This window comes from Streptomyces fradiae (assembly GCF_041270065.1).
GTDB lineage: Bacteria > Actinomycetota > Actinomycetes > Streptomycetales > Streptomycetaceae > Streptomyces.
On sequence record NZ_CP065958.1, the window covers coordinates 191,790 to 212,610 of the forward strand.

The following is a 20,821-nucleotide window of genomic DNA, read 5'->3' on the forward strand; positions in this document are numbered from 1 at the left end:
CTCCGCCCGCCCGGTCCGCCGGTCGCTCTCCGTGGCGGCTCCCCCGACCGCGCTCCGTGACCGCCATCGGGTCCGAGCGGCTCGTGCGGCCCCTCCCCGGCGGTCTCCGTTTCCCCTGTAGGCGGGGCCGGGGGCAGCATGGAAGGAGGCCCCGGCGAGCAGGGCGGGAAGGAGCGCACCGTGACGGGACGGGCGGACCGGTCCGCGGGTGGCGTGCGCGCGGGACGGACCGGGCTGCGGAGCGTAGCGGGCCAGGTCTTCGCCCTGCAGGCGGTCATCGCCCTGCTGATCGTGGCCGCCGCGGCGGTCGCGCTGGTGCTGCAGGGGCGGTACGACAGCGAGCGCGACGCCCGCAACCGCTCACTGGCCGTCGCCGAGGCCTTCGCGCACGCGCCCGGCACGGCCGTGGCGCTGACCTCGCCCGATCCGACAGCGGTGCTCCAGCCGCGCGCCGAGGCCGCCCGCAAGGCCTCCGGCGTCGACTTCGTCGCCGTCCTGGCGCCGGACGGCACCCGCTATACGGACACGGAACCCGAGCTGATCGGCCAGAAGGCCAGCGGGGACGTGGGGCGGGCGGCGGGGGGCGAGTCGTTCACGGAGATCTTCCACGGCGAGCCGAACGACGCGGTGCGCGCGGTGGTGCCGGTCCGGGACGACCGGGGGGCCGTCGTCGGCATGGTGAGCAGCGGCATCGAGGTGGAGACCGTCGGGCAGGCCGTGGAGGGCCGGCTGCCGCTGCTGCTCGGCGCGGCGGCGGGCGGTCTCGCGCTCGCGGTGGGCGGCGCGGGGCTGGTGAGCGCCCGGCTGCGGCGGCAGACCCACGGCCTGGGCCCGGCGGAGATGACCCGCCTGAAGGAGCACCACGAGGCGGTCCTTCACTCGGTGAAGGAGGGCGTGGTCATCGTCGCCGGCGACGGTCGGCTGCTGCTCGCCAACGACGAGGCGCGCCGGCTCCTGAAGCTGCCGGAGGACGCGGAGCGGCGCCATGTCCGCGAGCTCGGCCTGGAACCCCGTACCGCCGCGCTGCTGCTGTCCGGGCGGGCCGCCACCGACGAGGTGCACCTGGCCGGGGACCGGCTGCTCGCGGTGAACGTGCGGCCGACGCGGGACGGCGCGGCCGAGGGCGGCTGTGTGATGACGATGCGCGACACCACGGAGCTCACCGCGCTCACCGGCCGGGCCGAGGTGGCCCGGGGGCGGCTGCGGCTGCTGTACGAGGCGGGCACCCGGATCGGGACGACGCTGGACGTCGTACGGACGGCGGAGGAGCTGTCGGAGGTGGCGGTGCCGCGGTTCGCCGACTTCGTGACGGTGGAGCTGCTCGACCCGGTGGTGCGGGGCGAGGAGCCCTCGGGGGCGTTCACGGAGATGCGGCGGACGGCGCTGAGCGGGGTGCGCGCGGACACCCCACTGCAGCCGGTGGGCGACCTGATCCGCTTCGTGGTGCCGACGACGCCGATGGCCTCGGCCCTGACCGAGGGCCGGGCGGTCATCCAGGCCGATCTGGCCGCCGCGCAGGGCTGGCGGGCGCAGGACCCGGAGGGCGCGGCGCGGGCGCTGGCGTACGGGCTGCACTCGCTGCTCACAGTGCCGCTGCTCGCCCGGGGGGTCGTGCTCGGCATGGCGAACTTCTGGCGCGGCGCGGAAACGCCGGAGCCGTTCGGCGAGGAGGACCTCTCCTTCGCGGAGGAGCTGGCGGCCCGCGCGGCGCTCGCCATCGACAACGCGCGCCGCTTCACCCGCGAGCACTCGATGGCCGTGGCGCTGCAGCGCAGCCTGCTGCCGCGGGTGCTGCCCGAGCAGAACGCGATGCAGGTCGCCTTCCGCTATCTGCCGGCGACGGCGGGCGTGGGCGGCGACTGGTTCGACGTGATCCCGCTGCCGGGGGCGCGGATCGCGCTGGTGGTGGGCGACGTGGTCGGGCACGGCCTGCACGCGGCGGCGACGATGGGCCGGCTGCGCACTGCGGTGGCGAACTTCTCGACCCTCGATCTGACGCCGGACGAGCTGCTCAGCCATCTGGACGAGCTGATCGACCGGCTCGGCGAGGAGACCGAGCCCGGGCCGCCGGGCGAGCTCGGGGCCGGAGCCGTGACCGGAGTCGGGACCGGCGGTGACGGGGGTCCCGGCGAGGGCACGGCGGGCGCGACCTGCCTCTACGCGATCTACGACCCGACCTCGGGGGCCTGCACGATGGCCAGCGCCGGGCATCCGGGCCCGGCCCTGGTGCGGCCGGACGGCAGCGTGGAGTTCCCGGCGGTGCCGGCCGGGCTGCCGCTCGGCCTGGGCCTCGGCGACCGGCCGTTCGCCTCCGCCCGGCTCAAGCTGGAGCCGGGCAGCAAGCTGGTGCTGTTCACGGACGGGCTCCTGGAGGGGCGGCAGCGGGACTACGACTCCGGGCTCAAGCTGCTGCGGGAGACGCTGGCGCGGCCGGACCGGACGCCCGACCAGACCTGCGCGGACGTGCTGGCGACGCTGCTGCTCCCGGTGCCGGGCGACGACATCGCGCTGCTCGTGGCGCGCGCCGACCGGATCCCGGCGGACCGGATCGCCGAGTGGGAGGTGCCGGCGGATCCGTCGGCGGTGGCGCCGGTGCGCACGGCGGCGGCCGCCCGGATCGCCGAGTGGGGCCTGGAGGACATCGGGTTCACGGCGGAGCTGGTGCTCAGCGAGCTGATCACCAACGCGATCCGGTACGGGCGTCCGCCGGTGCGGGTGCGGCTCGTGTACGACCGGGTGCTGATCTGCGAGGTCTCCGACGGCAGCAGCACCTCGCCGCATCTGCGGCACGCGGCGGACACCGACGAGGGCGGCCGCGGGCTGTTCCTGGTGGCGCAGTTCGCGCAGCGCTGGGGCACCCGGTACGCCCGGCGCGGCAAGACGATCTGGGCGGAACTGCCGGTCTCCCCGGACGAGCCGGACGGCGACGGCGCGGGCCCGGTGCCGGATCTGGACGCCCTGGAGGACCTGGCCTGGTGAGGGCGGTTGTTCCCCGGCCGCCGTGGGTGCGCGGGCCGGGGAACAGCGCTGTGCCGTGCGGTCGGTCAGCCGAGGCCGGTGCGCAGGGCGTTCATCAGGGTGCCGTTCGTGGTGTCGCCGGACATCTCCCAGATGAAGACGCCCAGCAGACCCTTGGCCTTCAGATAGTCGGTCTTGCGGGCGATGGACCAGGGGTCGTCGAAACTCCACCACTGGCCGCCCGGCCCGGTGTAGCCGTAGGTGGCGCCGGACTGCTCGTCGTGGTGCACGGTCATCCCGGGCACCATGGCGAGCAGGTTGGAGTAGCCCCGTACGCCGGCCTCCTCGGCGAACTGGCCGGGGGCCGCGCCGGTCGCGGACTGCCATTCGCCGGCCGCGCCGCCGTCGGCGACGCCCTGCCAGCCGCGGCCGTAGAACGGGATGCCGATGGTGATCTTGCGCGGATCGATGCCGGCCGCGAGATAGGGCTTCACGGACTCGTCGACGCTGAAGTGGAAGCCGTACGGGTCCTGGGCGTCGGTGTAGAGGTTGGCCTGGTGGCCGGCCCGGTTCGGCTCCCAGGAGTTGTCGCTGCCGGCGCCGTGGAAGTCGTACCCCTGGACCATGAAGTAGTCGAGCGCGCGGCCGGTCTTCGCGAGGTCCCAGCCCTGGCCGATCTTGACGGGGTCGGCGGGGGTGAAGGCGGTCAGGAGCCGGTGCTCGCCGCCGAGTTCGTCGAGCTGCTTGCGGAACTCCGCGACGAGGGCGGCGTTGTTGGCCTTGTCCTGGGTGCTGTAGTGGTTACCGGGGTGTCCGTCGGGCGAGCCGGCCCACTCCCAGTCGAGGTCGATGCCGTCGAAGATGCCGGCGGCCACGCCCTCGCCGCCCGCGCCGTTGTAGACGGGCAGATTGCCCTTGATCCACACGTCGATGCAGGAGCGGACGAACTTCTGCCGGGAGGCCTCGGTGGCGGCGACGTCGGAGAAGTACTTGGAGTAGGTCCAGCCGCCGAGCGAGACCACGACCTTGAGGTTCGGGTGCTTGGCCTTGAGCTTCTTCAGCTGGTTGAGGTTGCCGCGGAGCTTGCCCCAGCCGTCGTCGGCGACGCCGTCGACGGACTGGGCGGCGCTGAAGGGCCGGGCGTAGTCGGCGTCGGCGTCGCCCGCGCCGGTGCCCTGGTCGGGGTCCTGCGGGTCGGTGCTGACGCCCTTGGTGACGCCCGCGAGGCAGGTGAGGTTGACGGGGTCGATGTTCTCGAAGGCGTAGTTGACGACGTCGAGGGAGGCGGCGGCGCCGGAGGTGTCGAGGTTCTTGACGAAGTACTGGCGGCCGTAGATGCCCCACTGGGCGAAGTACCCGACCTTGAGGTGCCGGCCGGTGGCCAGGTCGGCGGTGGTGACGGTCAGCGCGTTCGAGGGCGGCGAGGCGTTGTCGGCGGCGTCGCGGGCGCGGACGGTGAAGGTGTACGGGTTGGCGGGGCCGAGTCCGCTGACGGTGACGCTCGTCGTGGTGCCGGGCACGGTCCGGGCGAGAGCGCCGTCCTTGTAGACGTCGTAGGCGACGACGCCCTTGTTGTCGCCGGCCGGGTTCCAGGCGAGGCTCACGCTGGAGGAGGTGACGCCGGTGGAGCGCAGTCCGCCGGGCGCGGTGGGCGGTTCGGGGTCGCTCGCCGGGTCGACGGTGGTGACGGCGAGCGGCGGGCTCTCGGGTCCGAGGTTGCCGCGGGCGTCCTTGGCGCGGACGGTGAGGCTGTACGAGGTGGCCGGCGCGAGTCCGGTGACGGTGGCCGAGGTGGAGGTGGCGGTGGCGACGACGGCGCCGTTCGACAGGACGTCGAAGCCGGTCACGGGGTGGTCGCCGGCGGTCGCGGGGGTCCAGTCGAGGGTGACGGTCCGGGTGGTGACGGCGGTGGCGTGCGGGGTGCCGGGGGCGCCCGGCGGCACGTCGGGGCTGCCGTCGCACTTGCCGCCGTTGACGGTGCAGCGGGTGGGCGGGGTGATCGGGCCGCTCGCGACGAACCAGTAGCTGTACGGCTCGGTGGAGCCGCCGGCGGCCACGGTGCCGTTGTAGTGGGCATTGCGGACGGTGACATGGCTGCCGGTGACGGTGGCCTCGCCGTTGTAGTGCGAGGAGATCGTCACCCCGGCGGGCAGGTCGAATTCCAGGGTCCAGCCGCTCAGCGCGGCGGTGGTGCCGTTGCGGATGACGTAGATGCCGCGCCACCAGCTGCCGTTGTTCTCGGCGGTGAAGGTCGCGGTGACGGCGCCGGCGGCGTGCGCGGGCGCGGCGGCGGGGCCGGTGAGGGCGGTGAGCGCGGCGAGCGGGAGGAGCAGGGCGGCGAGCAGTGCGAGGAGGCCTCTGCCGCGGTGGTGGTGCCGTCGGGGGCGTCTTCTCCGGCTTCTTCTGTCCATGGGGTCTCCCTGGGACGCGTGTGAGGGGTGCGGGGAGCGCGTCGCGGGACCGTGTGGGGGCGGCTCGGGTCCGGCCCTGCGGTTGTGGGACCGCCGAACGGGAGCCAACGGCAAGGTAGTTGGTACAGACCTTTCCGTCAACGCGCCGTACGCCGCCTTGACGGGTCACAGTGGTCTACTCCACCGTGAGGAGCACGTCCGGGACGGGCCGGTGTGGGCCGGCCCCTCCCCCGGGCCGATCCGCCGTTCCACGCAGGACCGTGTGTGCACGCCCGGCCGCTCCCGCTTCGGGGGCGGCCGGTTCCGGTCGGGGCCGACCACGTGGGGCGACCGGATTCGGGCAACCTGAGGTCCACTCCATCCGTAGTACTCTCGGCGGAGTACGCGACGGGGGCCAGGCGAGCGACGGGAGTGAGGACCATGGCGCGCAGGAACCCGGAGCGCCGGGCGGCGCTGGTGGACGCCGCGATCGAGGTGCTGGCCCGCGAAGGAGCCCGGGGCCTCACCTTCCGGTCGGTGGACACCGAGGCGGCCGTCCCGCCGGGCACCGCGTCCAACTACTTCGCCAACCGCGACGACCTGCTGACCCAGGCGGGCGCCCGGGTGTACGAGCGGCTGCAGCCCGACGAGGAGACGATCGCACGGCAGCGGGTGGCGAGCCCCGACCTCGACACGTACACCCGGCTGATGCGCGAACTCGTGGGCCGCGTCAGCTCCTTCCGCACCGGCTACCTCGCGCTCCTGGAGCTGCGCCTGGAGGCCACCCGCCGGCCGGAGCTGCGCGCGATCCTGACCGAGCGGGTGCGCGCGGACGTCGACGCCAATGTCGCGTACCACGAGAGCACCCACCTGCCCGGCGACGCGACCGCCGTGAAGCTGCTGATGCTCGCCCTCAACTGGCTGATCGTGGAGCAGCTGACGCTGCCCGAGGTCTTCTCCGAGGCCGAGCGCGACGCGCTCATCGCGGCGGCCGTCGACCGGATCGTCGGCGCGCGGAAGTAGCTAGTCCCGGGCCCCGGCTCCGGCCAGGCCCTCCAGATGGGCCGTCAGGACGTCGAGGCAGGCCTCCGGGGCGAGCAGCCCGGGGTGCAGGACGGCGTTGAGACCCAGGCCGTCGACCAGGGAGGTCAGACGCTCGGTCTCGACGTCCAGGTCGAGGCCCGGCCGCAGCGCGCCCGTGGCGCCGAGGCGGCCGAGCACCCGGCGCACGAGCTCGCGCGCACCCTCGGCGGTGCGGCGCGAGAGATCGGCGAAGGCCGGGTCGGTCCGTGCGGCGGTGTTGAAGTCCAGGAAGACGGTGACCTCGGCGCGCCGTCGCTCGTCCAGCGGCAGCAGCTCGGCGAGCAGGCCGGTGGCGAGCCGCAGCTGCTCCGGGTACGGGCGGCCGCCCAGCTCCCCCATGTCCGCGACGCGTTCGAGCAGCCGGGCGCCGACCCGGTCGAGCATCGACTGCATGGCGAAGCGCATCAGTTCCTGCTGGCTCGCGAAGTAGTGGCGCAGCGAGCCGATGTTGAGTCCGGCCTCGTCGGCCACGTTCCGCAGCGAGGCGCGTTGCAGCCCTTCACGTACGACCACCCGGAAGAGGGCGTCCACGACCTCCCGGCGCCGGGCCTCCGGATCCACCTGCTTGGGCATGGAGCCTTTCTATCACGGCTGTGATACAACGGGGATGTATCACAGCCGTGATAAAAAACGTGGAGGATTCCCGTGGAGACGTTCCTCGACCTCATGCTCCTCAGGTTCGGCCTGATGGCGGCCGGTCTCGTCGTCCTGGCCCTGATCGCCTTCGCCGTCGCCGTCCGGTTCAAGCGCCGGGGCCGGCTCGACGAGCTGCGCCGCCACGCCGACCCCGTGGTGCGGGCCGGACTGCGGGCCGCCGCCCGGCGCCTGGACGGCGGCGGCCGGCGATGACCGGCCCGGAGCTGCTGCACCACCTGCTGATGGACCGCCTGGTCAAGGTGGGCATCGTGCTCCTTGCCCTGGCGGTCCTGGCCCTCGGGATGCGGGCGGTCTGGCGCCGGGCCGGACGGGCGCCGGACGACCGGACCGACCGCCCTGGTGTCACAGCCGCTCGGCGAACCAGTCGGCCGCGAGGCGGCCCACCTCCGCGAGCGCGCCCGGCTCCTCGAAGAGATGGCCCGCGTCCGGGACCGTGACGAGCCGGTGCTCGCACTGGAGCAGCCGCGCGGCCTGCCGGTTGAGGTCGAGCACCAGGGGGTCCGCGCCGCCGACGATCAGCAGGGTGGGGGCGGTGACGGCGTCCAGGCGCTCCTCCGCCAGGTCGGGGCGCCCGCCCCGGGAGACCACGGCGGCGACGGTGCTCCCCGGCTCGGCGGCGGCCCACAGCGCGGCCGCCGCGCCCGTACTCGCCCCGAAGTAGCCGATGCGCAGACCCTCGGCCTCGGGGCGGCGGGCCAGCCAGTCGGCGGCCTGCCGCAGGCGTTCGGCGAGCAGCGGGGTGTCGAAGACATTGGACCGGTCGGCGGCCTCCTCCTCGGTCAGCAGGTCGAAGAGCAGGGTGCCGACCCCGGCCCGGTTGAGGGTCTCCGCGACGGCCTGGTTGCGCGGGCTGTGCCGGCTGCTGCCGCTGCCGTGCGCGAAGAGCACCACGCCGGTGGCGCCGTCGGGCACCGCGAGCATTCCGCCGGTCTCCCGGCCGCCCAGCGGGATCCGCACCTCGGGATCCGCCACGGGTCCGGAGCGCCGCCGCCGCAGCGCCGCCACGACCTCCTCGTCCGGGGTCTGGGCGAAGTCGCCGTAGAACTGGCCGATGGCGTAGAAGTTCTCGGGTTCGCGCACACAGTACGTCGCGTCCGCCGCGCCCGTGACCCGTTCCGCCCAGCCGCGCGGGGCCACCGGGACGGCGAGCACGATCCGGGCGGCGCCCCGGGCCCGTACCACCTGGCAGGCGGCGAGCGCGGTGGCGCCGGTCGCGAAGCCGTCGTCGACCACGACCGCTGTGCGGCCCTGGATGTCGACGGGCTCGCGGGCGCCCCGGTAGCGGCGGGACCGCTCGGCCAGGACGGCCCGTTCGCGCCGCTCGGCCTCGGCGAGATCACGCTCGGAGACACCGGTCTGGCGGACCACGTGGTCGTTGACGACGCGCACCCCGTGCTCGCCGATCGCGCCCATGGCGAGCTCGGGCTGGTAGGGCACCCCCAGCTTGCGCACCAGGCAGACGTCGAGCGGCGCGCCGAGCGCGTCGGCGACCTCGGCGGCGACGGGCACCCCGCCGCGCGGCAGCCCGAGCACCACCGGGTCCTCCCCCACCACCCCCGCCAGGAGTTCGGCGAGCTGCCTGCCCGCATCCGTGCGGTCGGTGAAGTACATGTCCGCTCGCCTTCCTGCCCGTCTCCGCGCGCGGCCCGGCGGGCCGTCACACGGGGGTGGCCGTCAGGGCCGGTCCGCCGGGGGTCCCGGCGGGCGCGGGGTCGATCCGCATCCCGTACGGGCGGCTGATCCGGCCGAGCACGTCGTGCAGCCACACGAGGTCCCGCTCGCCGGCCCGTTCCAGGCGCAGCCGTCGGCTGCGCAGCGGCACGAGCCGCACCTCCGCCAGGCCGCCGTCCTCGTCGCGGACCGAGACCAGATGGAGGAGCCGCAGGTCGTCGCGGTACTGCTGCTGTCCGGTGATCCCCTCGTAGTCGTTGACGAGGTCGCCGCAGCCGTGCAGGACGAGCCTGCCCCGGTACGCCTCCAGGGGCCGCGGATGGTGCGAGGAGTGCCCGTGCACGATGTCGGCGCCGGCGTCGACGAGGGCGTGGCCGAGGGCGACCTCGGCGCGGGCCGGGGCGTAGCCCCAGTTGGATCCCCAGTGGACGGAGACGAGGACGAGGTCGCCGGGGCGGCGGGCGGCGCGCAGCCGGGCGGTGAGCCGGGTCGCGGCCGGGTCGTCGGGGCCCGCCGCGAAGTGGACGCCGCCGCGCCGGGCGGTCGCGGCCCAGTCGCGGGGCACGCCGCTGGAGGCGAGCCCGAGCGCGTACACCAGGAGCCGGCGACCGCCGGGCAGCGGGACGACGGCGGGCCGCCGCGCCTCGTCCGCGTCCCGGCCCGCGCCGGCGGTGCGCAGCCCGGCGGCGGCCAGCGCGTCGAGGGTGTCCAGGAGGCCGCGCCGGCCGTAGTCGAGGACGTGGTTGTTGGCGAGGACGACGACATCGGGGCGTACGGCGGTCAGTGCGGGCAGGTTGGCCGGATCCATCCGGTAGTGCACGGCCTTGCCGGGGTAGGGCTCGTCGTTCCGGGTCACCGAGGTCTCCAGGTTGACCACGCGGGCCGCCGGGCGGGCGGCGTCGAGGAGGGCGAGGGCCTCGCCCCACGGGTACGCGGGGGCCGCCGGGGACGGCACCGGGCCGGCGATCCCTTCGGCGAGGGCGACGTAGTCCCGTGCGTCGTGGACGTAGCGCTCGGGGAGGGCCGGGTCGAGCGGATGAGGGAGGATCTGGTCGATTCCCCGGCCGAGCATCACATCGCCGCAGAGGAACAGACCGGTCAGGCCGCTGCCCATACCCCCAGGTTAGTCCGCCGGGCGTCGGGCGTTCGGCGGGCCCGGCGGGCGGCTGGGCCGCCGCCCTCAGACGAGGGCGGTGACGAGCAGGGTGAAGGCGGCGACGATGACGGCGACGCGGACGTAGTGGTAGCGGTCCCAGCGGTTCATCTGCTCCTTCCAGTCGGCGGGGCGGTTCTCCGGGGTCCAGGTCTTGCCCCGGTTGTTGATCGGGACGAGCAGCACGATCGACATGATCACGCTCACGATCAGCAGCCCGGCGGCGATGACGACGAGGCCGGCGCCGGGGCCGCCCCATCCGGCTGTGGCCCAGACCGCGGCGAGGACGAGCGAGCCGATGTACCAGAACGGCATCAGCGCGCCGAGCATCCGGCCGCCGTGGGCGCGGCCGAGCTGGCCGGCGTCCTCGGGGAGGGCGTCGAAGATCCGGTTCATCACGAAGGCCACGGAGAGCTCCACCCCCACCATCAGGCCGACGACCACGGTGGTGAACACCTCGAGTGCGTTGAGCATGACGACCCCTCCAGGGATCTAGCGCTGCTAGCTGACGAGTCAACGCTAGTACTACTGCCGCTCGATTGTCTAGCGGTGCTAGGATCGCAGTATGTCGGTACAGGAACGCAAAGCACGCGAACGGGCTGACCGCGAGCGCCTCATCGTGGCCACGGCCCGCGAACTCGCCGAGCAGCAGGGCTGGGACGCGGTGACCACCCGCCGGCTCGCCGAGCGCATCGAATACAGCCAGCCGGTCCTCTACAGCCACTTCAAGGGCAAGCGCGAGATCATCGGCGCCGTCGCCCTCGAAGGCGCCGCCGAGCTCGCCGCGGCGGTGCGCGCCGCGACCTCCGCCGCGGCCGGGCCGCGCGAGCGGGTCGCCGCCCTCGCGCACGCCTACCTCGACTTCGCCGCGGACAACCCGGCCGTCTACGACGCCGTCTTCCAGCTCGACGGCGGTCTCGCGTACGCACAGGAGGACACCCCGGAGCCGCTGAAGGACGCCTTCGCCGCCCTCCTGGAGACCCTCGAAGACGTCACCGGCGACAACGTCCACCCCGGGCTTTTCACCGAGACCTTCTGGGCCGCCCTCCACGGACTCGCCACCCTCACCCGGGCACGACGCCTCCCGCCGGCGGACACCGCGCAACGGGTGGAGCTACTGGTGGACCGCCTCGCCATCGTCCGGCCCGGCGCCTGACGCGCTCTAGCGTCCGGCCCGGGCCGCGCGGCGGATGGTGGCGTCCAGGAGGGCGAGGGCGTCCTCGGCCGTGCGGCCCGGGGCGCGGTTCCAGGGGCCGATGAGCTGGTGCCAGCCCCGGGACCGGAGCTCTTCGAGCATCCAGGCGCCGGCCTCGTTCATGGTGGCGGAGCTGCCGAAGCCGAGCCGGTGGGCGGCGAGCATGGCGCCGCAGACACAGCGTGCGCCGCGGGCGTCGCGCAGCTTGTACGGGGTGTTCTGCCAGCCCCATTCGGTGAGCACGCGCCGGGCGTGGGCCAGATGGACGGAGGGGCGGACGTCGGGGCTGCCGATCCGGCGCCAGACGTGCAGCCGGTCGGGCAGCATCGCGCCGAGCCGTCCGGGCAGCGGCCGTTCGGCGGGCGGGGGTGCGGGGAGGGTGTCGAGGGCCTGCGCGACGAGCCGGTCCACCGGGACGGAAAGCAGCCGCCGCCAGTCGGCGTCCTCCTCCCGTACCGGCTCCGGCGGCGCGGTCCAGCGGGCCACGAGTTCCCGCCAGGCGGCGGTCTCCAGGAGGGCGGCGGCCTCGCGGTCGAGAGCGTCGAGAGCGTCGGGGGTGGTGGGGCTGGACGGGGTGCTCGGGGCGGCGGTGCTCGGCATGTGGGCGACTCCACGAGTGATTCATACCGGTATCGGTAAGAATGTCGGCTTTACTGCACTCGCACTTGAGTCCCCGACTTGAGTCCCCCGAGTCCCCGCGAAGGAGCACCGCATGAAGATCGCCGTACTCGGCACCGGCGAAGTGGGCCGACGGCTCGGGAGCAAGCTGGTCGCGCTCGGCCACGAGGTCACCCTCGGTTCGCGCAGCGCGGACCACGCCGGCGCCACGGCCTGGGCGGCCGAGCACCGCGCCGCGCACGGCACCTTCGCGGCCGCCGCACACGGCGCCGAGGTGGTGGTGAACGCGACCGGCGGCCTGGTGTCGCTCGCCGCCCTGGAGTCGGCGGGGGCGGACAACCTCGCGGGCAAGGTCCTGATCGACGTGTCGAACCCGCTGGACTTCTCCCAGGGCACGCCGCCGAAGGTGCTCACGCCCGACGGCGGCAGCCTGGCCGAGCAGATCCAGCGCGCCTTCCCCGGCGCGCGGGTGGTGAAGACCCTCAACACCATGAACAACGCGATCATGGTGGATCCCGCGCGGGTGCCGGGCGAACACTGCGTGTTCGTCTGCGGCGACGACCAGGCGGCCAAGGAGGTCGTCATCGGTCTGCTCCGCGCGTTCGGCTGGCCGGAGGAGCGGATCCTCGACCTGGGCGACCTGTCGGGCGCCCGGGGTGCCGAGCTGCTGCTGCCGCTGTGGCTGCGCCTCCTCGGCACCCTGGGCACCGCCGACTTCAACTTCGCGGTGCTGAAGGCCTGAGCGGCTCCGTCAGACGGCGGGCAGCGCCCGGCCCGTGGTACCCGTGAGGTACTCGGTGGTGAGCAGTTCGGCGAGCCGCTCGGGCGGCAGCAGCCCCTTCTCCAGGGTGAGTTCGGCCACCGAGCGGCCGGTGGCGAGCGCCTCCTTGGCGATGGCGGTGGCCGCCGTGTAGCCGAGCTGGGGGTTGAGGGCGGTGGCCAGGCCGATGGAGTTCTCGACGCTCGCGCGCAGGTGCTCGGTGTTGGCGGTGATGCCGCGTACGCAGCGCTCGGCGAGGGTGAGGCAGGCGGCCCGCAGCGAGGTCAGGCTCTTCGACAGGGCGTGGAAGATGACCGGCTCGAAGGCGTTGAGCTGGAGCTGGCCGCCCTCGGCCGCCATGGTGATGGTCATGTCGTTGCCGATGACCTCGAAGGCGACCTGGTTGACGACCTCGGGGATGACCGGGTTGACCTTGCCGGGCATGATGCTGGATCCGGCCTGTACGGCCGGCAGGTTGATCTCGCCGAGTCCGGCGCGTGGGCCGGAGGACAGCAGCCGCAGGTCGTTGCAGGTCTTGGAGAGCTTGACGGCGATCCGCTTGAGGACGCCGGAGAGCTGTACGAAGGCGCCGCAGTCCTGGGTGGCCTCGACCAGGTTGGCCGAGGTGACGAGCGGCAGGCCGGTGAGGTCGGCGAGGTGGCGGCGGGCGGTCTCGGCGTAGCCGGGCGCGGCGTTGAGGCCGGTGCCGATGGCGGTGGCGCCGAGGTTGATCTCGTGGATCAGCTCGATGGCCTCGGCGAGCCGGCCCCGGTCCTCCTCCAGCATCACGGCGTACGTGGAGAACTCCTGGCCGAGCGTCATCGGCACCGCGTCCTGGAGCTGGGTGCGGCCCATCTTGACGACGCCGCCGAACTCGACGGCCTTCGCGGCGAAGGCGTCCTGGAGCACGGCCATGGCGAGGAGCAGTTCGCGGGCCGCGCCGATGGCGGCGATCCGGATCGCGGTCGGGTAGACGTCGTTGGTCGACTGCCCGAGGTTGACGTCCTCGTTGGGGTGCAGCGCCTCGTAGGCGCCTTTCGGGTGCCCGAGGAGTTCGAGCGCGCGGTTGGCGACGACCTCGTTGGCGTTCATGTTGGTGGAGGTGCCGGCGCCGCCCTGGACGACGTCGACGACGAACTCGCCGTGCAGCGCGCCGTCCCGGATCTCCCGGCAGGCCGCGACGATCGCCCGCGCCTTGGCCGCGGGCAGCAGCCCCAGCTCCTCGTTGGCGAGGGCTGCGGCCTCCTTCACGGCCGCGAGCGCGTCGATGAGCTGCGGGTAGACGGAGATCGGCGTGCCGGTGATGGCGAAGTTCTCGGTGGCGCGCAGGGTGTGCACGCCCCAGTACGCCTCGGCGGGGACGTCCCGGTCGCCGAGCAGGTCGTGCTCGCGGCGGGTGGGACGGCCCGCGGTGGTCCCGGTCGGTGCGGACGCGGGCGCGGACGCCGGGGCGGGGACGGACGCGGGGGCAGGGACGGGGACGGACGCGGGGGCAGGGGCGGGGACGGGAGCGGAGTTCACGGTGCCGGTTCCTCGGGTGCGGTGCGCGGGGTTCGGGAGGGGAGGGTCGCGGACGAGGTGCGGCGCCCCCGCGCCCGGCCGCCCCCGCCCCGTACGGCTTACGGCTCAGTGCGTGGCGGCGAGCACGGGTTCCGCGCGGACCGGGCCTTCCAGGAGGCCGCGCAGCAGGTGAGTGCGGCGTTCCGGGCCCGCGGTGTCGGCGAGCAGGGCGGCGAGCAGGGCGATCCGGGCCTGGCCGGGGCGCAGGGTGCCGGCGAGGACCGCGCCCGCGGCGGCCAGGTCGACGGCGCCGCCGCCGGTGTAGACCTCGGCGACGGTGCCGGAGGAGACGCGGGTGGAGAGGACGACGTGGACACCCTGGTCGACGGCGCGGGCGACCGCCTCGGCTATCTCGGGGGTGGCGTTGCCGGCGCCGGTGCCGACGAGGACGATGCCGCGGGCGCCGGCGGCGACGGAGGCGTCGAAGAGGACGGCGTCGCCGTCGGAGTGGTGCATGACGATGTCGACGCGCGGCGCGGCGGTGGCGGGCGCGGGCAGCGGCAGGGCCGCCGGGCGCTCGGGCTCGCGCTCGACGTCGACCTGGCCGAAGCCGAGGCGCCCGACCCGGCGGCCGGACGGGTCGGCGAAGGGGTCGGAGTCGAGCGTCTTGGTCTTGACGGTGCCGCGGGCGGCGTGCACGAGGCCGTCGAAGACGACGAGGACGCCGAGTCCGCGCACGGTGGCGGCGACCTGGAGGGCGTCGTAGAGGTTGCCGGGACCGTCGCCGTCGCCGGTGCCGAAGGGGCGCTGGGCACCGGTGAAGACGACCGGGCGGGCGTCGGCGTGGTGCAGGTCCAGGAAGAAGGCCGACTCCTCGAGGGTGTCGGTGCCGTGGGTGACGACGATGCCGTCGACGCCGGGATCGGCGAGGATCTTGTGGACGGCGTGCAGCAGGGCGAGCTGGCGGTCGGTGGTCATCCGGGAGCTGTTGACGTTGAAGAGGTCGAGGACCTCGACGTCGATGTTGTCCGGTACGGCGGCGGTGGCCACGACGTCGTCGCCGGAGGCGTCGGCGGCGTAGCCGCTGCCGGTCCAGCGGCTGGCGATGGTGCCGCCGGTGCTGATGACCACGATGCGGCGCTGCCGGGTGTCGCGCGTCCACTTCATGATGCTGCTGTCCTTCCCTGGGGTGCGCCGCAACGATAGGTCAAACGACGCGCAAGGCGATTGCCACTTCAGCCCGGAATTATGAATTCCGTGGTGGATAATTGCGCCATGGACCGAATCGATCTGCACATCTTGCGCGAGCTCCAGGCGGACGGCCGGCTGAGCAACCAGGAGCTGGCCCAGCGGGTGGGCCTGAGCCCGTCCCCCTGCATGCGGCGGGTGCGCCAGCTGGAGCAGGACGGGGTGATCCGGGGGTACCGCGCGATCATCGACCCGGAGGCCGTGGGGCGCGGCTTCGAGGTGCTGGTCTCGGTCGAGGTGAAGCGGGACCGGGAGACCGTCGAGGCCTTCGAGGAGGCCCTCCAGGACATCCCGGACGTGATCGAGGCGTACCGCCTCTTCGGCAGCCCGGGCTGCCTGCTGCGGATCGCGGTCGCCGACCTCTCGGCGTACGAGCGGCTGTGGATCGAGCGGCTGACCACGCTCGTCGGGGTCACCGAGGTGAACTCGCAGATCATCATGAAGCGGGTCAAGGAGCCACGAGGTCTGCCCGTGGAGCGCTGACCCGGGCCCGGAATCCCAACTTCCGCACGGAGTTGGGCATTCCATGGGCGGGATCTGGTCATGTACGGTTCAACCGCGCGTGCTCTGAACGACCCATCCCCGACGTTCTACGCGCGCAGAGTGGCCACCCGCATCGCCTTCCGCCCCACCGCCCCAGCCCCCACGGAGGTCTGACGGATGCCCGGACTCATGAGGTCCACCCGCCGCCGCTTCGCCGCGCTGACCGCCTGCGGCGCCCTGGTCGCCGCCGCGGCCGGCGCCCTCGGCTCCCCCGCGGTCGCCGCCCCGACCGGCGCCGACACCGACATCGCCACCGCCACCGCCACCGCCACCGCTCAGTCGGCCGACGCCGCCGCGGCCACGCCGACCCGCGTGCTGTTCGACAACTCCAAGGCGGAGACGGCCGGAAACGCCGACTGGATCATCGGCACCGGCCAGCCCGACCCGCTCACCCAGGACGCGACGCCCACCGTCGAGACCGACTGGACCGGCGCGATCTCGGCCTGGGGCGTGGCCCTGCAGAAGACCGGCCGCTACTCGCTCAAGACCCTGCCGTCCGGCGGCACCATCACCTACGGCACGACGGCCGCCACCGACCTGCAGAACTTCGACACCTTCGTGCTGCCCGAGCCCAACATCCGGCTCAGCGCGAGCGAGAAGACCGCCGTGATGAAGTTCGTCCAGAACGGCGGCGGCCTCTTCCTGGTCTCCGACCACACGGTGGCCGACCGCAACAACGACGGCTGGGACGCCCTCGCCATCATCAACGACCTGATGACGAACAACGGCGTCGACAACACCGACCCGTTCGGCTTCAGCGTCGACGTGCTGAACATCCAGACCGACAACCCGCGGGCGATCAGCAGCAGCACCGACCCGGTGCTCAACGGCGCCTTCGGCAAGGTGACCGGCAGCATCATCCGCAGCGGCACCACCGCCACCCTCAAGCCGGCCGACAACCCGTCCGTCAAGGGCCTCGTCTACCGCACCGGCTACTCCGGCAACACCGGCGCCTTCTTCGCGACCAGCACCTTCGGCAGCGGCCGGGTCGCGTTCTGGGGCGACAGCTCGCCGATCGACGACGGCACCGGCCAGTCCGGGAACACGCTCTACGACGGCTGGAACGACCCCGCCGGCACCAACGCGGCCCTCGCGCTCAACGCCACCGACTGGCTGTCCGAGGCCTCCACCGACGGCGGTGGCGGGGGCGGGGGCACCTGCACCGCGGGCCAGCTGCTCGGCAACCCCGGCTTCGAGTCGGGCGACACCGTCTGGACCGCCTCCTCCGGCGTCATCACCGATGACACCGCCCGACCGGCCCGCACCGGCTCCTACAAGGCCTGGCTGGGCGGTTACGGCTCCGCGCACACCGACACGCTCTCCCAGACGGTGACCGTCCCGGCCGGCTGCACCACCGCCGCGCTGAGCTTCTACACCCGGATCGACACCGCCGAGACCACCACGACCACGGCCTACGACAAGCTCAAGGTCGAGGTCCTGAACAGCTCGGGCACGGTCCTGTCCACGCTGGCGACGTACTCCAACCTCAACAAGTCCAGCGGCTACGTCCAGCGCGGCTTCAGCCTCGCCGCGTACGCCGGGCAGACGGTGACGCTGCGGTTCACCGGCACCGAGGGCTCCCAGCTCCAGACCTCCTTCGTGATCGACGACACCTCGCTCACCGTGGGCTGACCCACTCCCCAGCCCACAGCCGCACCACCAGATCCCCCGCGCCGCACGGACCCGTCCGTCCGTGCGGCGCGGGCCACTCCGCCCTGACATCCCGTCAGAAGCCGGTCAGAAGACCCCCACCCGAAGGGACCCCCCATGTCCGTCGCGCAGCGAGGCCGCTGGAAGACCTGGGCCGCGATATCCGCCGCCCTCGTCGGCCTCACCCTCCCCGCCCTCACCGCCGCCCCGGCCGGCGCCACGACGAACGCCTACGACAGCACGTACTACAAGAACGCGGTCGGCAAGACCGGCACGAGCCTCAAGTCCTCGCTGCACACCATCATCAGCAGCGACACCCGCAAGATCTCCTACGACGCGGTGTGGAACGCCCTGAAGACCACCGACCAGGACCCCGCCAACAGCGCCAACGTGCTGCTCCTCTACAGCGGCACCTCGCGCAGCAAGGCCCTCAACGGCGGCGACGTCGGCGACTGGAACCGCGAGCACGTGTGGGCGCAGTCGCACGGCTCCTTCGGCACCTCGGCCGGCCCCGGCACCGATCTGCACCACCTGCGGGCGGCCGACGTCCAGGTCAACAGCATCCGCGGCAACAAGGACTTCGACAACGGCGGCAGCGCGGTCAGCGGCGCCCCCGGCAGCTACACGGACAGCAACTCCTTCGAGCCGCGCGACTCCGACAAGGGCGACGTGGCCCGGATGGTCCTCTACATGGCCGTCCGGTACGAGGGCGGCGACGGCTTCCCCGACCTGGAGGCCAACGACTCCACCACCAACGGCAGCGTGCCCTACCTCGGCCGCATCTCGGTGCTCAAGCAGTGGAACGAGCAGGACCCGCCGAGCGCGTTCGAGGAGCGCCGCAACGACATCATCTTCAACTCCTACCAGGGCAACCGCAATCCGTTCATCGACCACCCGGAGTGGGTCGAGGCAATCTGGTAGTCCGCGCCGGGTCGAACCGGGCGGGACGGTCGGACGGTCGGACGGGGGGTGCGGCGTGGGCGCCGAGTGCCGGGGCACGTACGGGAGTCGGCACCCCGACGCGGTGATGGAGCGGCGCGGCCGGCTTTGCGGCCGGATCACGGCGGGCGGGATCACCGTGCACGACATCCTGTGCGCCGAGGACCGCACCGGCTTCGCCGCCCCCGGCCGGGCCGAGGCGTACACCGTGGTGCTGACCCGCTCCGGCGGCTATCTGCGGCGGATCGCGGGCGAGGAGTTCTTCGCGGACGCCACCGGCGGCTATCTGACCCGGCCCGGGGACGTGCACCAGGTCGCCCATCCCGCCGGGCCGGGCGACCGGTCCTCGGAGATCCGGGTCGGTGCCGCACTGTTCGCCGACCGCTTCGACGGCCCGCCGCGCTCCCGTCGGCTGACCGTCACCGGCGCCACCGACGTACGGCACCGGGAACTGCTCGCGGCGGCCCGGCGCGGCACCGACGCCTTCGAACTGGCCGACAGGCTGCATCGCTTGCTCGACGCGGTGGCGGCCGACGCCGGGCACTGGCGGGCCGACACCGGCGCCCGGCCCGCCACCGCCCGCGCCCACGCCCGGCTGGTCCGCGACACCTGCGCGCTGCTCGCGGGCGGCGCGCCCGCGCTCCGGCTTCCCCTGGAGGAGCTGGCCCGTGGCGTCGGGGCCTCCCCGCACCACCTCAGCCGGGTGTTCCGAGCCGTCACCGGCAGCAGCCTCACCCGCTACCGCAACGAGCTGCGGGTCCGCGCCGTGCTGCACGCCCTGGAGGAGGGCGAGGACAGCCTGCGCGCCCTCGCCCACGCGTACGGCTTCGCCGACCAGGCGCACCTCACCCGGCTGTGCCGGGGCCAGACGGGTCGGCCGCCCGGCGCCCTGCGGGTCCTTCTCCGCGACCGCGCATGAATGTCCAACGCGCGGGCGGCGGACGGCGTGCACCATGGCAGCGGCCGGAGCACCGGCCGGTGCCGCGGCCCGCCCGGGAGGCGTCCGCCGGCATCCCGTCTTCCGAACGGGGGAACGCGACGATGACCTTCCTGAGCAGAGCCGGTACGGCGCTGGTGGCGGTCCTGACGGCGGCGGCCTGCGCCGTCTCGGCGCCCGGCGCGGCCCGGGACACCGGGGGCGCGGGCGGCCCCGCGGCGGCCGGCCCGCCCGCGCTGACCGGCCACCGCCCGTGCCCCGGGCAGCCGGACCTGACCTGCGCCGACCTGACCGTGCCGCTCGACCGCAGCGGCGCCGTGCCCGGCACGCTCACCCTGCGAACGGCGCTGTACGGGCCGGCCGACGCGCCCCGCGGCACGCTGCTCTTCCTCACCGGCGGTCCGGGCCAGCCCGGTGTGCCGTTCGTGGAGCGGATCCGCTCCCGGCTGCCCAAGGCCCTCGCCGCGTACCGTCTGGTGATGATCGACCAGCGCGGCACCGGCGGCACCGCCGTCGACTGCCCCGCGCTGCAGAAGGAGGTCGGCAGCAGCGACACCGTCGCCCCGAGCCCGGGCGCCGTGACCGCCTGCGCCGACGTCCTCGGCCCGCGCCGCGGCCTCTACACCACCGCCGACACGGTCGCCGACCTGGAAGACCTGCGGCGGGCGCTCGGCGTGCCGTCCTGGACCCTCGACGGGGTCTCGTACGGCACGTTCACCGCCGGGCAGTACGCGCTGACGCATCCGCGGCGGGTGCGCCGCCTTGTCCTGGACTCGGTGGTGCCGCTCGACGGCGCGGGCGTGCTGTACGAGGCGTCGTTCGCCCGCTCCGGCGAGGTGCTGCGCACGGCCTGCCGCGAACAGCGATGCGGCTTCGACCCGGCGGCGGACCTGGCAAAGGTGGTCCGGCGGGACGGCAACGGCGTCGGGGTGTTCAACCTGCTGGTCCTGGCGAGCATCATCGACCCGAAGCTGAACGACCCCCGTTTCGGCATCCTGTCCGCCCTGCACGCCTCGGCGCGCGGCGACCGGGCCCGCCTCGACGGCCTGGTGGCCGGCTTCGCCGAGTCCTCCGGCGAGCCGCCGGAGGAGTTCAGCTCCGGCCTGCACGCGGCGACCCTGTGCGCCGACTCGCGCTGGCCGTGGGGCGATTCCTCCGCGCCGGCCGAGGGCCGCGAGCAGGCCCTGCGACGGGCGCTGGCCCGGATCCGCCCGGCCGACGTATGGCCGTTCCAGCGCGACACCGCCGCCGCCCAGGGCATCCCACGCACCTGCCTCCCCTGGCCCTCCACCCGCCCCAACCGCCCCGCCCCGGGCCACACCCTGACGATGCCGGTCCTGCTGCTCGCCGGCGACCGCGACCTGTCGACCCCGCTCGACTGGGCCAGGGCCGTCGCCGCCGCCAACCCGACGGCGGAGCTCACCATCGTCCCGGGCTCGGGCCACTCCACACAGAGCCGTGGCGATGGCGCCGGTGCCGCGGAGGCGTTCCTGCTGCGTTAGCGGCCGGGGCACTGTCA

The 20,821-nt window shown here is 73.9% G+C and carries 18 protein-coding genes; 10 read left to right on the plus strand and 8 right to left on the minus strand.

Annotation, left to right across the window (positions count from 1 at the left end; genetic code table 11):
• Positions 1–138: 138 nt before the first annotated feature.
• Positions 139–2,979 (plus strand): SpoIIE family protein phosphatase, encoded by a 2,841-nt coding sequence (locus JAO84_RS00830; RefSeq protein ID WP_370409479.1) that lies wholly within the window; start codon positions 139–141, stop codon positions 2,977–2,979.
• Between the two features lie 65 nt (positions 2,980–3,044).
• Here JAO84_RS00830 and JAO84_RS00835 read toward each other — a convergent pair whose 3' ends face one another.
• Positions 3,045–5,369: a glycosyl hydrolase family 18 protein gene (locus JAO84_RS00835; RefSeq protein ID WP_370409481.1), complete on the minus strand. Its 2,325-nt coding sequence runs from the start codon at positions 5,367–5,369 to the stop codon at positions 3,045–3,047.
• Positions 5,370–5,789: 420 nt separating this feature from the next.
• On the opposite strand from JAO84_RS00835, the gene JAO84_RS00840 reads away from it, so the two are divergent.
• Positions 5,790–6,371 (plus strand): TetR/AcrR family transcriptional regulator, encoded by a 582-nt coding sequence (locus JAO84_RS00840; RefSeq protein WP_370409483.1) that lies wholly within the window; start codon positions 5,790–5,792, stop codon positions 6,369–6,371.
• Here the strand turns inward: JAO84_RS00840 and JAO84_RS00845 are convergent, their stop codons facing one another.
• Positions 6,372–7,004 carry a TetR/AcrR family transcriptional regulator gene (locus JAO84_RS00845; RefSeq protein WP_370409485.1) on the minus strand — a complete coding sequence of 211 codons (633 nt, stop codon included), beginning with the start codon at positions 7,002–7,004 and terminating at the stop codon, positions 6,372–6,374.
• Between the two features lie 72 nt (positions 7,005–7,076).
• On the opposite strand from JAO84_RS00845, the gene JAO84_RS00850 reads away from it, so the two are divergent.
• Entirely contained in the window at positions 7,077–7,280 is a 204-nt protein-coding gene (locus JAO84_RS00850; RefSeq protein WP_370409487.1) for a hypothetical protein, read from the plus strand.
• A gap of 150 nt (positions 7,281–7,430) precedes the next feature.
• Here JAO84_RS00850 and JAO84_RS00855 read toward each other — a convergent pair whose 3' ends face one another.
• From JAO84_RS00855 to JAO84_RS00865, 3 genes are all read right to left on the minus strand, one after another.
• Positions 7,431–8,699: an alpha/beta family hydrolase gene (locus JAO84_RS00855; protein WP_370409489.1), complete on the minus strand. Its 1,269-nt coding sequence runs from the start codon at positions 8,697–8,699 to the stop codon at positions 7,431–7,433.
• A 46-nt stretch (positions 8,700–8,745) separates the two neighbouring features.
• Complete coding sequence (locus JAO84_RS00860; protein WP_265865903.1) at positions 8,746–9,873, minus strand: CapA family protein; 1,128 nt, start codon at positions 9,871–9,873, stop codon at positions 8,746–8,748.
• A 66-nt stretch (positions 9,874–9,939) separates the two neighbouring features.
• Positions 9,940–10,386, minus strand: a complete 447-nt coding sequence (locus JAO84_RS00865; RefSeq protein WP_370409490.1) for an anthrone oxygenase family protein — start codon at positions 10,384–10,386, stop codon at positions 9,940–9,942.
• A gap of 91 nt (positions 10,387–10,477) precedes the next feature.
• Between JAO84_RS00865 and JAO84_RS00870 the strand changes: the two genes are divergently transcribed.
• Positions 10,478–11,068: a TetR/AcrR family transcriptional regulator gene (locus tag JAO84_RS00870; RefSeq protein WP_370409491.1), complete on the plus strand. Its 591-nt coding sequence runs from the start codon at positions 10,478–10,480 to the stop codon at positions 11,066–11,068.
• Between the two features lie 6 nt (positions 11,069–11,074).
• On the opposite strand, the gene JAO84_RS00875 is transcribed toward JAO84_RS00870, so the two are convergent.
• Positions 11,075–11,707, minus strand: coding sequence for a hypothetical protein (locus JAO84_RS00875; protein WP_370409492.1), 633 nt, complete (start codon positions 11,705–11,707; stop codon positions 11,075–11,077).
• Positions 11,708–11,819: 112 nt separating this feature from the next.
• Here JAO84_RS00875 and JAO84_RS00880 point away from each other — a divergent pair, with 112 nt between their 5' ends.
• Complete coding sequence (locus JAO84_RS00880; RefSeq protein ID WP_370409493.1) at positions 11,820–12,467, plus strand: NADPH-dependent F420 reductase; 648 nt, start codon at positions 11,820–11,822, stop codon at positions 12,465–12,467.
• Positions 12,468–12,476: 9 nt separating this feature from the next.
• On the opposite strand, the gene JAO84_RS00885 is transcribed toward JAO84_RS00880, so the two are convergent.
• A complete protein-coding gene (locus JAO84_RS00885; RefSeq protein WP_370409494.1) occupies positions 12,477–14,006 on the minus strand; it encodes an aspartate ammonia-lyase in 1,530 nt (509 codons plus the stop codon).
• Between the two features lie 105 nt (positions 14,007–14,111).
• A complete protein-coding gene (locus JAO84_RS00890; protein WP_370409495.1) occupies positions 14,112–15,152 on the minus strand; it encodes an asparaginase in 1,041 nt (346 codons plus the stop codon).
• 108 nt (positions 15,153–15,260) lie between these two features.
• Between JAO84_RS00890 and JAO84_RS00895 the strand changes: the two genes are divergently transcribed.
• The 5 genes from JAO84_RS00895 to JAO84_RS00915 all read left to right on the plus strand — a co-directional run bounded on the left by JAO84_RS00895 (position 15,261) and on the right by JAO84_RS00915 (position 20,804).
• The gene (locus JAO84_RS00895; RefSeq protein WP_365760805.1) at positions 15,261–15,716 is read left to right on the plus strand and encodes an Lrp/AsnC family transcriptional regulator; all 456 of its coding nucleotides are present in this window, start codon (positions 15,261–15,263) and stop codon (positions 15,714–15,716) included.
• A gap of 177 nt (positions 15,717–15,893) precedes the next feature.
• The gene (locus JAO84_RS00900) at positions 15,894–17,408 is read left to right on the plus strand and encodes a hydrolase (RefSeq protein WP_370409496.1); all 1,515 of its coding nucleotides are present in this window, start codon (positions 15,894–15,896) and stop codon (positions 17,406–17,408) included.
• 135 nt (positions 17,409–17,543) lie between these two features.
• Positions 17,544–18,347: an endonuclease I family protein gene (locus tag JAO84_RS00905; protein WP_370409498.1), complete on the plus strand. Its 804-nt coding sequence runs from the start codon at positions 17,544–17,546 to the stop codon at positions 18,345–18,347.
• Between the two features lie 55 nt (positions 18,348–18,402).
• Complete coding sequence (locus JAO84_RS00910; RefSeq protein WP_370409500.1) at positions 18,403–19,284, plus strand: helix-turn-helix domain-containing protein; 882 nt, start codon at positions 18,403–18,405, stop codon at positions 19,282–19,284.
• A gap of 122 nt (positions 19,285–19,406) precedes the next feature.
• Positions 19,407–20,804 carry an alpha/beta fold hydrolase gene (locus tag JAO84_RS00915; RefSeq protein ID WP_370409502.1) on the plus strand — a complete coding sequence of 466 codons (1,398 nt, stop codon included), beginning with the start codon at positions 19,407–19,409 and terminating at the stop codon, positions 20,802–20,804.
• Positions 20,805–20,821 lie beyond the last annotated feature (17 nt).